The organism is Kitasatospora sp. NPDC088346 (assembly GCF_044740765.1).
Lineage (GTDB): Bacteria > Actinomycetota > Actinomycetes > Streptomycetales > Streptomycetaceae > Kitasatospora.
Map to the genome: position 1 here is coordinate 104,771 of NZ_JBIURH010000022.1, position 12,324 is coordinate 117,094.

A 12,324-nucleotide genomic window follows, 5' to 3' on the forward strand; every position below is an offset into this window, starting at 1 on the left:
GTCCCACCGACCGCCCCCCACACCCCGCACTCCGTTCTGTTCCGGTACCACCCGGGCCGGCGGCGCGGATCCGCCGTGCCTGCGACCTCACCATGGAGATACCAGTGGACAACGCACTGCTCGACATCGGCTCACACCCCGCGCTGCGGGAGTTGGACGACGACCTGCACGAACTCACCGCCGCCCGCACCGCACTCCAGCAGCCGCTCTGGGAGGACCGCGACGAACTCGACCGGGTGAAGCGGGCCCTGGCCGCGAGCCCGTCCCTGGTCAAGGCCGACGACGTCCGCAGACTGCGCTCGCTGCTCGCCCAGGTGGCCGACGGCGAGGCGCACCTGGTGCAGGCCGGCGACTGCGCCGAGGACCCGGCGGAGTGCGGCGAGGACTACGTCGCCCGCAAGGCCGGGCTGCTGGACGCCCTGGCCGGCGTCCTCAAGATGGCCACCTACAAGCCGGTGGTCCGGGTCGGCCGGATGGCCGGCCAGTTCGGCAAGCCCCGCTCCAGCCACACCGAGCTGGTCGACGGCCTCGAACTCCCGGTCTACCGCGGGCACATGGTCAACGGTCCGGAGCCGGTGGCGGGTGCCCGCCGGCCCGATCCGAAGCGCCTGCTGGCCGGCTACCGGGCCGCCGCCCGCGCCATGGGCCACCTCGGCTGGCTCGACCCCGCCCAGCGTTCCACCATCTGCCCGCCGGTGTGGACCAGCCACGAGGCGCTGCTGCTCGACTACGAGCTGCCGATGGTCCGGCGCGACGAGAACGGCAGCCTGCTGCTGACCTCCACGCACTTCCCGTGGATCGGCGAGCGCACCCGCCAGGTGGACGGGGCGCACGTCGCCCTGCTCGCCCGGGTGGCCAACCCGGTCGCCTGCAAGGTCGGTCCCGGCATGACCGCCGACGAGCTGCTGACCCTGTGCCAGATCCTCGACCCGGACCGGGAGCCCGGCCGGCTGACCCTGATCGCCCGGATGGGCGCGCAGGCCGTCACCGACCGCCTGCCCGCCCTGGTCCACGCCGTCCGGGCGGCCGGCCACCCGGTCATCTGGCTCACCGACCCGATGCACGGCAACACCGTCACCGCACCGGGCGGTCTGAAGACCCGCCTGCTGGAGACCGTGGTCCGCGAGGTCGAGGGCTTCCAGCAGTCCGTCCTCGCGGCCGGCGGCACCGCCGGCGGCCTCCACCTGGAGACCACCCCGGACGACGTCACCGAGTGCGCGGCGGACGCCGGCACGGTCGGCGGGGTCGGCGAGCGGTACACGAGTTTCTGCGACCCGCGGCTCAACCCGGTCCAGGCCATGTCCGTGGTCCTGGCCTGGCGGGGCTGACGACGGATCGCGGACATCCCCAACCACACCAGCCGGCCCGCGCGGCGGGACCGGCACGTAGGGAGGTCCGACCCATGGAGAACAAGGTAGCCCTGGTGACCGGGGCGGCCGGCGGCATAGGCGCCGCCGTCGCCCTGGCCCTGGGCCGACGCGGCGTCCTGGTGGCCGCCGTGGACCGGGACGCCGAGCGGCTCGCCGAACTCGTCGAGAAGCTGGCCGCCGACGGCGTCCGCGCCGAGGCCTGCCCCGCCGACGTCACCGACTCCGCCTCCGTCGAGGCGGTGGTCGAGGACGTCGAACGGCGGCTCGGCCCGATCGAGTACCTGGTCAACGCGGCCGGGGTGCTGCGCCTCGGCGAGGTGCGCACCTTCAGCGACGAGGACTGGCGGACCACCTTCGCGGTCAACGCGAACGGGGTCTTCCACACCTCCCGCGCCGTGGTCAACCGGATGGTGCCGCGCGGCCGGGGGGCGATCGTCACGGTCGCCTCCAACGCCGCCGTCACCCCGCGCAGCGAGATGGCCGCCTACGCGGCGTCCAAGGCCGCGGCGACGCTCTTCACCAAGAGCCTCGGCCTGGAGGTCGCCCGGCACGGCATCCGCTGCAACCTGGTCGCCCCCGGATCGACCGACACACCGATGCTCAGCTCGATGTGGCAGGACGACACCGGGCGCACCAACACCATCGAGGGCCGGCCCGACGCGTACCGGGTCGGGATCCCGCTGCGCAAGCTCGCCGAGCCCGGGGACGTCGCCAACGCCGTCGTCTTCCTGCTCTCGGACGAGGCGGGCCACATCACCCTGCACGACCTGACCGTGGACGGAGGCGCGAGTCTCGGTGCCTAGCAGCACGCCAACCCCGACGACCGAACGGCCGGCGGCGGGCATCCCCGCCATCACGCCGTACCCGATGCCGACCGCGGGCGAACTGCCCGCCAACACCGCCGACTGGACGGTCGACCCCGACCGCGCGGTCCTGCTGGTGCACGACATGCAGCGGTACTTCCTCAAGCCGCTGCCGGCCGAGGGACCCGGCGACGACCTGGTCCGCAACGCGACCCTGGTGCGCGACCGGCTCGCCGCGCTCGGCGTACCGGTCGCCTACACCGCGCAGCCCGGCGGCATGTCCCCCGAGGAGCGCGGCCTGCTCGCCGACTTCTGGGGCCCGGGCATGCGGGTCGACCCGGCCGACCGGCTGATCGTCGACCCGCTCGCCCCGCGGCCCGAGGACTGGGTGCTCACCAAGTGGCGCTACAGCGCCTTCTTCCGCTCCGACCTGCTGGAGCGGATGCGCCGCGAGGGCCGCGACCAGCTGGTCGTCTGCGGCGTCTACGCGCACGTCGGCGTCCTGATGACGGCCGTGGAGGCCTTCACCAACGACATCCAGCCCTTCCTGGTCGCCGACGCCGTCGCCGACTTCTCCCAGGCCCACCACCGGATGGCGCTGGAGTACGCCGCCCGGCGCTGCGCCGTCGTCCTCACCGCGAAGGAGATCCTGCCATGAGAGACCTGCTGGGCCGGGTGCTGGCGGAGCTGCCGCCCGCGTTCGCCCTGCTGCACCGGCCGGAGACCGGCACGGCCGGCGCGATCGACGTGCTGACCGGCGAGGTCTCGCTGCCGCCGACGCTGGCCGACATCCCGCTCGCCGAGGACGGTCCGGCCGGCCGGCACGAGGTGCTGGTGCTGGTCCCGTACCGGCAGCTGGCCGAGCGCCGGTTCGAGGCCGCCGACGACGGGGCGCCGCTGATCGCGATGTCCGTCACCGAGCAGGAGACCGTGCCGGTCGCCGAGGCGCTGGCCCGGATCCCGGACGTCCGGATCGAACTCACCGGCGGCCACTTCGACATCGGCGACGAGGAGTACGCCGAGACGGTGCGCCGGGTGATCGCCGAGGAGATCGGCCAGGGCGCGGGCGCCAACTTCGTGATCAAGCGTGACTTCGTCGCCGACATCACCGAGTACGGCACCGGCGCGGCGCTCGCCTTCTTCCGCCGGCTGATGCAGCGGGAGTCCGGCGCCTACTGGACCTTCCTGGTCCACACCGGCGACCGGACCCTGGTCGGGGCCGGCCCCGAGCGGCACATCAGCGTGCAGGGCGGCACCGCCGTGATGAACCCGATCAGCGGCACCTACCGGTACCCGCCGGCCGGGCCCAGCCTGCCCGAGGTGATGGACTTCCTGGCCGACCGCAAGGAGGCCGACGAGCTCTACATGGTGGTCGACGAAGAGCTCAAGATGATGGCCCGGATCTGCGACACCGGCGGCCGGGTGGTCGGCCCCTACCTCAAGGAGATGGCCCGGCTCGCCCACACCGAGTACTTCATCGAGGGCCGCACCGACCGCGACCCGCGCGAGATCCTGCGCGAGACGCTGTTCGCCCCGACGGTCACCGGCAGCCCGCTGGAGAGCGCCGCCCGGGTGATCAACAAGTACGAGCCCGAGGGCCGCGGCTACTACAGCGGCATCGCCGCGCTGATCGGCCGCGACGAGCGCGGCGGGCGCAGCCTCGACTCCGCGATCCTGATCCGGACCGCCGACATCGACGCCGGCGGACGGGTGCGGATCGGCGTCGGTGCCACCCTGGTACGCCACTCCGACCCGCTCTCCGAGGTCGCCGAGACCAGGGCGAAGGCCGCCGGGCTGCTGGCCGCCCTGGAGGCGGACGGCCCGGCCCGGTTCGGCTCGCACCCCAGCGTCCGGGCCGCCCTCCAGGAGCGCAACGGCACCATCGCCGGCTTCTGGCTGGCCGGCGACGCCGAGCGCGAGCGCCCGCACCCGGAACTGGCCGGCCGCCGCGTCCTGGTGGTGGACGCCGAGGACACCTTCACCTCGATGACCGACCACCAACTGCGCTCCCTCGGGCTGGACGTGACGGTGCGCCGCTTCGACGAGCCGTACGCGTTCGACGGCTACGACCTGGTGCTGATGGGCCCCGGGCCGGGCGACCCGGGCGACCTGGACCATCCCAAGGTGGCCCACCTGCACGCCGCCGTACGGCAGTTGCTGGCCGAACGCCGCCCGTTCCTGGCGGTCTGCCTCAGCCACCAGGTGCTCAGCCTGACGCTCGGCCTCGGGCTGCGCCGCCGGGAGGTGCCCAACCAGGGCGTGCAGCGGGAGATCGACCTGTTCGGCGCCCGCGAGCGGGTCGGCTACTACAACACCTTCTCCGCGCTCAGCCCGGCCGACCGCTTCGACGCCCCCGGCGTCGGCGCCGTGGAGGTCAGCCGGGACCCGGAGACCGGTGAGGTGCACGCGCTGCGCGGCCCGCACTTCGCCAGCATGCAGTTCCACGCCGAGTCGGTGCTCACCCAGGACGGCGTGCGGATCGTCGGCGCGATGATCGCCGACGTGCTCGGCGCGGGCGCGGTGGCGGCCCGGTGAAGGTCGTCGTCGCGTGGTGGGACCTGGCCGGCTCCGAGCAGAGCATCGACTCGCTGCGGGCCTTCCTGCGGGACGAGGCGGTGGACCGCTGGGCGGGCTTCGAGGGGCTGCTGCTGAAGGCCTGGATCGCCGACCGGGAGAACGACCGGTGGGGCGCCGTCCAGCTGTGGGAGTCCGCGGAGGCCCTGGGGCAGCCGCTGTCCACCCGGGCCGCCGAGCTGATCGGGTACCCGCCCACCGAGCGGCTGGTCTTCGACCTGGAGGCGACCACTTCGGGGCCGAACGGCGTGGCCGCGCCGGCCGGGCTGGCCGGGCTGGGCCCGGCCCTGGCCTGACGGTGCGTCGGCCCGCCGCCGGCGCGGGCCGACGCACCGAATTCCCGCCACCGCCGAGGACTTCGGTGATTTACCTGACAAGGTCGGATCGAGGGCTTTGCTCCGGAAGTTCCCCGCGCGGGACGATCGGATACGGATGAGCCCGAGGAAAACGAGGGGAAAAGAACAATGATCACGACGGGCACGATCCCGCCGGCCCGGTCATCTTCCGCGATCGCCGTCCTGGGCACCGGCTCGTACCTTCCGGCTCATGTGATCACCAATGACGAGGCCGGAGAACCGGCCGGCGTCACCGGTGAGTGGATTCACGGAAAGACCGGAATTCGCAACCGGCGCCGCGCCAAGCCGGACGAGGCCACCTCGGACCTCGCCGTCATCGCCGCCCGGGCGGCGCTGGAGAGCGCCGGGCTGCGGGCCGCCGACATCTCGCTGATCGTGGTCGCCACCTCGACCCCCGACTCCCCGCAGCCGCCCACCGCCTGTGTGGTCGCCGACGAGCTGGGCGCCCTGCCCGGCACCGCCGCCTTCGACGTCAACGCGGTGTGCAGCGGCTTCGTCTTCGCGTTGACCACGGCCGAGCGGATCCTGACCGGCTCGGACGGGTACGCCCTGGTGATCGGCGCGGACGTGTACTCCCGGATCCTGGACCCGGCCGACCGGCGGACCGCGATCCTGTTCGGCGACGGCGCCGGCGCGGTCGTGCTCGGCCCGTCCCGCGGCGGTGCGGTGGTGACCACCCGGCTCGCCAGTTTCGGCGCGGACCGCGACCTGATCGAGGTGCCGGCCGGCGGCAGTCGCCTGCCGGCCTCGCACGAGACCGTCGAGCGCGGTCTGCACTACTTCACGATGAACGGCCGCGGCGTCCGCGACTTCGTGGCCGACAACGTCCCGGGCGCGGTCCGCGAATTCCTCGCCGACGCCGGGACCACCCCCGCCGCCCTGTCCCGTTTCGTCCCGCACCAGGCCAACGGCCGGATGCTGGAAAACCTCTCGGCCGAACTGGGCATCCCCGCCGGGCGGACCTGCACCACATTCGAGGAATTCGGCAACACCGGTTCGGCGTCCGTCCCGATCACCCTCGACCAGGCCGCCCGGGCCGGCGAGCTCGCCCCCGGCGACCTCGTCCTGCTGGCCGGGTTCGGTGGCGGGATGGCCATGGGACTGGCCCTGCTCCGCTGGTAGCCGCCGCCGCGGGCGTCCCGCCCGCGGCCGGCCGCCCGGCACCCCGAAGACCCCCACTGACCCAAGGAGACGGTGATGGACGACACCCTGGTGGACGACTACCTGCGCCGGATCGGCGCCCGGCGGCCCGAGCGGGCCGACCTCGACGGCCTGCGGCACCTTCAGGAGCGGCACGTCCTGTCGGTCCCGTTCGAGAACCTCGGCTACCACCTCGACGAGCAGATCCACATGGACGAGCGGGTGCTCGACAAGATCGTGCGCCAGCACCGCGGCGGTGGCTGCTACGAGGTCAACCCGGCCTTCTCCTTCCTGCTGGAGGCGCTCGGCTACCGGGTCGAGATCCTCCCCGGCCGGGTCTTCCGCCCGGGCGGGGTGTACGGGCCGGCACTGTGCCACCTCGCCCTCAAGGTCGAACTCGACGGCGTGGACTGGCTGGTGGACGTCGGCTTCGGCCGCAACAGCCGCCACCCGCTGCTGCTCGACTCCCGCGAGGTCCAGCAGGACCCGGACGGCGCCTACCAACTGCACGACGCCCCCGGCGGCGGCGTCGACATCCACCTCAACGGCAAGCCGCTGTACCGCCTGGACGACCGCCCGACCCGCCTCGACGACTTCGCCCCCACCCTGTGGTGGTGGCGGACCTCGCCCGAGTCGCCGTTCCTCCAGGACGTGTTCTGCTCGCTCCGCACCGAGGACGGCCGGATCACCCTCAAGGGCAACCAGCTCTCCTTCGCGGCCGGCCGCGAGCGCTCCAGCGAGGAACTCGCCGACGACGCCGCCGTGCTGGCCGCCTACAAGACGCACTTCGGCTTCAGCCTCGACCGCCTGCCGAGCCCGCCGCAGACCGCGGGCGCCACGGCCGGCGTGCAGACGGGCTGAGCGGCCGTGACCACCGCCCTCCGCCCGCTGCCCACCGAGGCCGCCGACCTGCCGTACGCGTTCCAGGCGGCCTTCAACTCCGGCGACCTCGCCGCCGTCGACCGGCTCTTCGAACCCGGGGCGCTCTTCGTGACCACCCCCGGGCGGACCGTCGCCGGCGACGAACGCCGGGCCGCCAACGCCGAGTTCCTCGCCCTCGGGCTCCCGATCCGGCTCACCCTGCGGCACGCCTACGTCAACGGCGACCTCGCCCTGCTGATCGGCGACTACCTGATCGAGGGCACCGCCCCCGACGGCACCCCGGTGCACGACCGGGGCACCGCCACCGACGTGGCCCGCCGCGGCGCGGACGGCGTCTGGCGGTACGCCATCGACAACCCGCCGGGCACCGACCGCTGAGTCCCGGGCCCGCGCTCCCCGCGCTCCCCGCCATCCCCCGCCATCCGTCGCCCTCCGTTGGAAGGAACCGTTGTGTCGCCCGCTGCTGACCCGGTGCTGGACCTGCCCTTCGACGCCCAGCCCGACCCGGAGGAGTTCCTCCGCGCCGCCATGCGCTGGCACTTCTCGCCCGAGACCGGCTCCCCGTTCTGGCTGGAGCGGGCGGGGGACCTGGGCTTCGACCCGCTCACCGACATCCGTACCCACCAGGACCTGACGCGTTTCCCCAACCTCGCCAACGAGCTGCGCAACGTCCGGGCCGAGGACCTCATCCCGCGCGGCTACGGCGACCGGCCCGACGTCGTCGGTGTCTACGAGAGCGGCGGCACCACCGGTGCCCCCAAGCGGATCGTGCTGCTGCGCGACTGGTTGGACAAGCTGCTCGCCTGGAGCAGCGCCCAGCTGGACGGCCACGGCGTGCCGCAGGGCGTCAACTGGCTGACCGTCGCGCCCAACGGCCCGCACATGGTCGGTGACGTGATCAAGCAGCAGACCGCCGTCCGCGGCGGCCTGTCCTTCACCGTCGACCTGGACCCGCGCTGGGTCAAGAAGCTGATCTCAGAGGGCAAGGGCGCCGAGGCCGGCGCGTACGCCGAGCACATCGTCGACCAGGTCGGCTACCTGCTGGAGACCCAGGACATCGGCGTGCTGATGTGCACCCCGCCGGTGCTGGAGCGGATCGCCCGCCGCCCCGACCTGGCCAAGCTGGTCGACGAGAAGGTGAAGGCGATCAACTGGGTCGGCACCCAGATGGACCCGGACACCCGCCACCTCTACCGCACCGAGGTGTTCCCCAACGCCGTCCTGTACAGCGGTTACGGCAGCACGATGATCCTCGGCAACGCCAGCGAGCGGCACGGCCTGACCGACGACGACCCGTGCATCTACGACCCGTACTCGCCGTACATGAGCTTCGGCGTGGTCGACCCGGCGACCGGCGGGACCGTCGGCTACGGCGAGCGCGGCCAGGTGGTCATGCACCACCTCAGCAAGAGCCTGCTGATGCCCAACAACCTGGAGCGCGACACCGGCATCCGGATCGAGCCGCTGCCCGGGCAGATCGGCGACTCGGTCGCCGACATCGCACCCGTCCAGGAGTTCGACAACGAGACCGTGATCGAGGGGGTCTACTAGATGGCCCGGCAGGAGAACGAGGGTCTGATCGCGCTGGACGCGCTCGGCCCGAACGGGCCCTTCCGGGCCCGCAACCGGATCGTGGTGCCGGACGTCACCGGCCGGCCGGTGGCCGAACTCGGCCTGGTGCCGGCACTGTTCGTCACCCGGACGATGGCCGCCCTGCACCGGGCGACCAGTCTGCCCGCCGAGGAACGGATCGCCGCCCTCGCCCGGGCCGGCCGGATCTTCGCCGAGGAGACCATCGACGGACTGGACTTCGCCACCTACGAGCACACCGTCGCCCGGGTCTCCGGGGTGCCGATCTCGGTCGTCCGGGACGCCACCGCCGCCATCGTGGACGCCGCCGAGCAGGCCGGTTACGCCGCCTACCAGGCCCAGCCCGCCGGGGCCGTCAGCGAGTGGCGCTCCGACGCCACCCTGCGCGGCAGCGCCGTCTGGGCCCGCCGCGGTCAGGTGTTCGCGGTGCACGCGGCGGGCAACCACCCCGGCCCGCACTCGCTCTGGCTGGAGGCCCTGGCGCTCGGCTACCGGGTCGCCGTCCGCCCGTCGCGCCGCGAGCCGTTCACCCCGCACCGCCTGGTCACCGCGCTGCGGCTGGCCGGCTTCGGCCCCGACCAGGTCGTGCTGCTGCCGACCGACCACGCGGCGGCCGACGAGGTACTGCGCGGCGCCGACCTGGGGCTGGTCTACGGCGGCGACGACGTGGTGCGCAAGTACGCCGGAAGCAACGTGCTGCCGCAGGGCCCCGGCCGGTCGAAGATCCTCATCACCGCCGACACCGACTGGCGCGAGCACCTCGACACCATCGTCGACTCGATCAGCCACCAGGGCGGAGTGGCCTGCATCAACGCCACCACCGTCCTGGTCGAGGGCGACCCGGGCCCGCTGGCCGAGGCGATCGCCGAGCGGCTGGAGACCATCCCGAGCCTGCCGCCGGAGGACGAGAAGGCCGTGCTCGCCGTCCAGCCGGTCGCCGCCGCGCGCGGCATCGAGAGCTTCCTGCTCGCCCGCGCCAAGGGCACCAGGGCCTGGCTCGGCGGCGACGGCGTGGTGGGGGAGCTGGGCGACGGCAGCGCGGTCCTGCGTCCCGCGGTGCACCAGCTCGACCGCCCGGACGCTCCCCAGGCCGCCGTCGAACTGCCCTTCCCCTGCGTGTGGGTGGGGCCGTGGGCCCCGGAGGCCGGCACGGCCCCGCTGCGCGACAGCCTGGTGGTCACCGTGCTCAGCGGGGACGACGGCCTGGTCGACCGGCTGCTGGACGAGCCGAGCATCAGCAACGTCTACCGCGGCGACCACCCGACGTACTGGATCCGCCCGGGGGTGCCGCACGACAGCTACCTCGGCGAGTTCCTGATGCGGACCAAGACGGTGATCCGCGACTGATCCGCGACTGATCCCCGACCACTCCGACCGATCCCCGACCGATCCCCGACCCCCCGCAGGCCCCCGGCGCAGCCCCCGCGCCGGGGGCCCGCTGCGTCGGGGCACCCGCGGGCGGCGGGTCAGGGCTGCGGCGGCGGGCCGACGACGCCGTGCACCACCAGCAGCAGCGTCCTCGGGTCGCGGCGGGCGTCCAGTCCGGCCGCGGGGAGCAGCGCGAGCAGCAGGTCGTCGGCGGTCGCCGCGAGCGCCCGCAGCAGCCCGGCGGCCGGCCCGTCCGGGTCCTCGGCGGCGGCGTCGCCGAGCGGCGGCGGGGCCTGGTAGCCGACCACCGAGCGCCCGGTGCGGTGGCCCTGCCGGTCCAGTTCCGGGGTGAGCCGCAGGCCGGTGCCGCCGGCCGTGGGTGTGAACGGCAGGGCGCACAGCCGGGCGAGCAGCCTGACCCGGGCGAGCACCCGGGGGTCGATGCCCGGCTCGGCACCGGGTCGGGCGGTCACCGGCGCGGGAACCGCACCCGACGGCGGCGCGGTGATCGCCAGCGGCCGGGCCACCCCCCAGACCAGCTCCTCGCCGCCGGGCCCGCCCGGCCGGACGTCCAGGCCGCCGGCCCGCAGCACGGCGGGGAGCAGCCGCCGGCCCATCGCGCCGACCAGCACCTCCCGCAGCTCCGTCGCCGGACCGGACCCGCCCGCCGGCCCGCCCGTGCCGCCGTCCGGGCGGCGGGCGGGGTGGAAGGCGAACGCCACCGTCCCGGGCAGCCCGAACTCCGGCATCAGGGACAGGCCCGGATCGCGGGCCACCCGGGCGAACGGCAGACCGCAGAGCGCGGCGATCCGCCGGGCCCGGTCGGCCACCTCGGGGAGGATGCCCAGCTCGGCCGGTGACAGCTCCTCCAGGTTCGCCCCCAGCGGGGGCAGCCGGGCCAGGTCGACCGCCCGGCCGCGGGGCGGGCCCGCGGGGGAGGGCCGCCGGCCGGCGGCGGAGTCCAGCGCCTCGAAGGCGCGGCGGTCGGGCGTGCTCAACTCCGAGCCGGGGACCAGCCGCCGCATCGCCTGTGCCCACTCGTCCACGGGCTCGCCGCCGTTCCTGCCGCCGCGCGGGCGCCGTCGCACCGCGCTCCCACCTTCGGACGGTACCGGCAGACGGGCGCCCGGCGGCGGCCCGGCGCGCCGGGGCGGCCGGGAACACGGCGGTGCCCCCGGCCGGGGAGGGCCGGGGGCACCGGGTGCCGGGGCGTACGGGCAGGAGCGCGGGGTGCGGCGCGGCTCAGTCGGCGAGCGCGCCGTCGACCAGCGTGCCCGCGGCGCCGGTGTAGCCGGTCGGGTCGCAGAGCGCGGCGAGTCCCCCGGGCCCGAACAGCCCGGCGAGCTCCGGCTCCGCGGCCAGCACCTCGGCGAGCGGGCGGCCGCTGCGCCGCGCGGTGTCGGAGGCGTCGCTGAGCAGGTCCTTGGCAGCCGCCTTGCCGAGCCGGGGGGCCAGGACGGCGGCGATCCGCTCGGACACCACCTGGCTGCCCGTCAGCCCGAGGTTGGCGCGCATCCGCTCCGGGTGCACCCGCAGGCCCTCGGCGAGTTCCGCCGCGGTGTGCGCGGCTCCGCCGGCCAGTCGCAGGCACTCGCGCAGCAGCAGCCACTCGGCGTGCCAGGCACCGGCGGAACGCTCGTCCTCGGCGACCAGGCACTGCGTCAGCCCGGCCGCGAGCAGAGGGACCTGGAGCGCGGCGCTGCGGATCAGGGTGGCCAGCACCGGGTTGCGCTTGTGCGGCATGGCCGAGGAGCCGCCCCGCCCGGCGACGGTCGGCTCGGTGACCTCGCCGACCTCCGTCCGGGTCAGGGACTGCACGTCCACCGCGATCTTGCCGAGCGCGCCGGCGGTGAGGGCCAGCGCGGCCGCCAGGTCCGCCATCGGCGTGCGCAGCGCGTGCCAGGGGAGGGCCGGCCGGGCGAGGCCGGTCTCCTCGGCGTAGGCCGCCACCAACCGCTCGGGGTAGTCGGCGACCTCGGACGAGGACGTGGCCCCGTCCAGTCTGGCGTACTCCAGGTAGCCGGCGAGGGTGCCGGCGGCGCCGCCGAGGGAGACCGGCAGGCCGTGGTCCAGCAGGTCGGCCAGCCGGCGGTCGGCGTCCAGGACGAGTCGGCGCCAGCCGGCCGCCTTGAGGCCGAAGGTGGTCGGTACGGCGTGCAGGGCGAGGGTGCGGCCGGCCATCGGGGTGTCGCGGTGTGCGGTGGCGAGGGTGGCCAGGGCGCGGGCGGTGCGGTCCAGGTC

The 12,324-nt window shown here is 74.6% G+C and carries 12 protein-coding genes; 10 read left to right on the top strand and 2 right to left on the bottom strand.

Annotation, left to right across the window (positions count from 1 at the left end; genetic code table 11):
- Window positions 1-104 precede the first annotated feature (104 nt).
- The 10 genes from ACIOFR_RS25535 (at window position 105) to ACIOFR_RS25580 (ending at window position 10,062) form a co-directional block, all read left to right on the top strand.
- Window positions 105-1,328: a 3-deoxy-7-phosphoheptulonate synthase gene (locus ACIOFR_RS25535; protein ID WP_401001189.1), complete on the top strand. Its 1,224-nt coding sequence runs from the start codon at window positions 105-107 to the stop codon at window positions 1,326-1,328.
- Between the two features lie 74 nt (window positions 1,329-1,402).
- Window positions 1,403-2,173: a 2,3-dihydro-2,3-dihydroxybenzoate dehydrogenase gene (locus tag ACIOFR_RS25540; RefSeq protein ID WP_401001191.1), complete on the top strand. Its 771-nt coding sequence runs from the start codon at window positions 1,403-1,405 to the stop codon at window positions 2,171-2,173.
- A 64-nt stretch (window positions 2,174-2,237) separates the two neighbouring features.
- Window positions 2,238-2,831 (top strand): isochorismatase family protein, encoded by a 594-nt coding sequence (locus ACIOFR_RS25545; RefSeq protein WP_401001192.1) that lies wholly within the window; start codon window positions 2,238-2,240, stop codon window positions 2,829-2,831.
- Complete coding sequence (locus ACIOFR_RS25550; protein ID WP_401001193.1) at window positions 2,828-4,708, top strand: anthranilate synthase family protein; 1,881 nt, start codon at window positions 2,828-2,830, stop codon at window positions 4,706-4,708. Before ACIOFR_RS25545 ends, ACIOFR_RS25550 begins: the two co-directional genes overlap by 4 nt.
- On the top strand, window positions 4,705-5,043 hold the full coding sequence (locus ACIOFR_RS25555) for a hypothetical protein (RefSeq protein ID WP_401001195.1): 339 nt from the start codon (window positions 4,705-4,707) through the stop codon (window positions 5,041-5,043). Before ACIOFR_RS25550 ends, ACIOFR_RS25555 begins: the two co-directional genes overlap by 4 nt.
- 168 nt (window positions 5,044-5,211) lie before the next feature.
- On the top strand, window positions 5,212-6,225 hold the full coding sequence (locus tag ACIOFR_RS25560; RefSeq protein ID WP_401001197.1) for a 3-oxoacyl-ACP synthase III family protein: 1,014 nt from the start codon (window positions 5,212-5,214) through the stop codon (window positions 6,223-6,225).
- 75 nt (window positions 6,226-6,300) lie between these two features.
- Window positions 6,301-7,104: an arylamine N-acetyltransferase gene (locus tag ACIOFR_RS25565; RefSeq protein ID WP_401001198.1), complete on the top strand. Its 804-nt coding sequence runs from the start codon at window positions 6,301-6,303 to the stop codon at window positions 7,102-7,104.
- Between the two features lie 6 nt (window positions 7,105-7,110).
- Complete coding sequence (locus ACIOFR_RS25570) at window positions 7,111-7,503, top strand: YybH family protein (protein WP_401001200.1); 393 nt, start codon at window positions 7,111-7,113, stop codon at window positions 7,501-7,503.
- 72 nt (window positions 7,504-7,575) lie between these two features.
- Window positions 7,576-8,676, top strand: coding sequence for a phenazine antibiotic biosynthesis protein (locus ACIOFR_RS25575; protein ID WP_401001202.1), 1,101 nt, complete (start codon window positions 7,576-7,578; stop codon window positions 8,674-8,676).
- On the top strand, window positions 8,677-10,062 hold the full coding sequence (locus tag ACIOFR_RS25580) for an aldehyde dehydrogenase family protein (protein WP_401001204.1): 1,386 nt from the start codon (window positions 8,677-8,679) through the stop codon (window positions 10,060-10,062).
- 119 nt (window positions 10,063-10,181) lie between these two features.
- Here ACIOFR_RS25580 and ACIOFR_RS25585 read toward each other — a convergent pair whose 3' ends face one another.
- Together ACIOFR_RS25585 and ACIOFR_RS25590 are read right to left on the bottom strand one after the other, a co-directional pair.
- A complete protein-coding gene (locus ACIOFR_RS25585; protein ID WP_401001205.1) occupies window positions 10,182-11,171 on the bottom strand; it encodes a hypothetical protein in 990 nt (329 codons plus the stop codon).
- A 154-nt stretch (window positions 11,172-11,325) separates the two neighbouring features.
- On the bottom strand, window positions 11,326-12,324 hold a 999-nt coding region (locus ACIOFR_RS25590), incomplete at its 5' end, for a lyase family protein (RefSeq protein WP_401001207.1).

Coding starts and splice junctions, on each gene's coding strand:
- ACIOFR_RS25540 (WP_401001191.1), top strand. CDS start 1,403: ATGGAGAACAAGGTAGCCCTGGTGACCGGGGCGGCCGGCGGCATAGGC.
- ACIOFR_RS25545 (WP_401001192.1), top strand. CDS start 2,238: ATGCCGACCGCGGGCGAACTGCCCGCCAACACCGCCGACTGGACGGTC.
- ACIOFR_RS25550 (WP_401001193.1), top strand. CDS start 2,828: ATGAGAGACCTGCTGGGCCGGGTGCTGGCGGAGCTGCCGCCCGCGTTC.
- ACIOFR_RS25560 (WP_401001197.1), top strand. CDS start 5,212: ATGATCACGACGGGCACGATCCCGCCGGCCCGGTCATCTTCCGCGATC.
- ACIOFR_RS25565 (WP_401001198.1), top strand. CDS start 6,301: ATGGACGACACCCTGGTGGACGACTACCTGCGCCGGATCGGCGCCCGG.
- ACIOFR_RS25580 (WP_401001204.1), top strand. CDS start 8,677: ATGGCCCGGCAGGAGAACGAGGGTCTGATCGCGCTGGACGCGCTCGGC.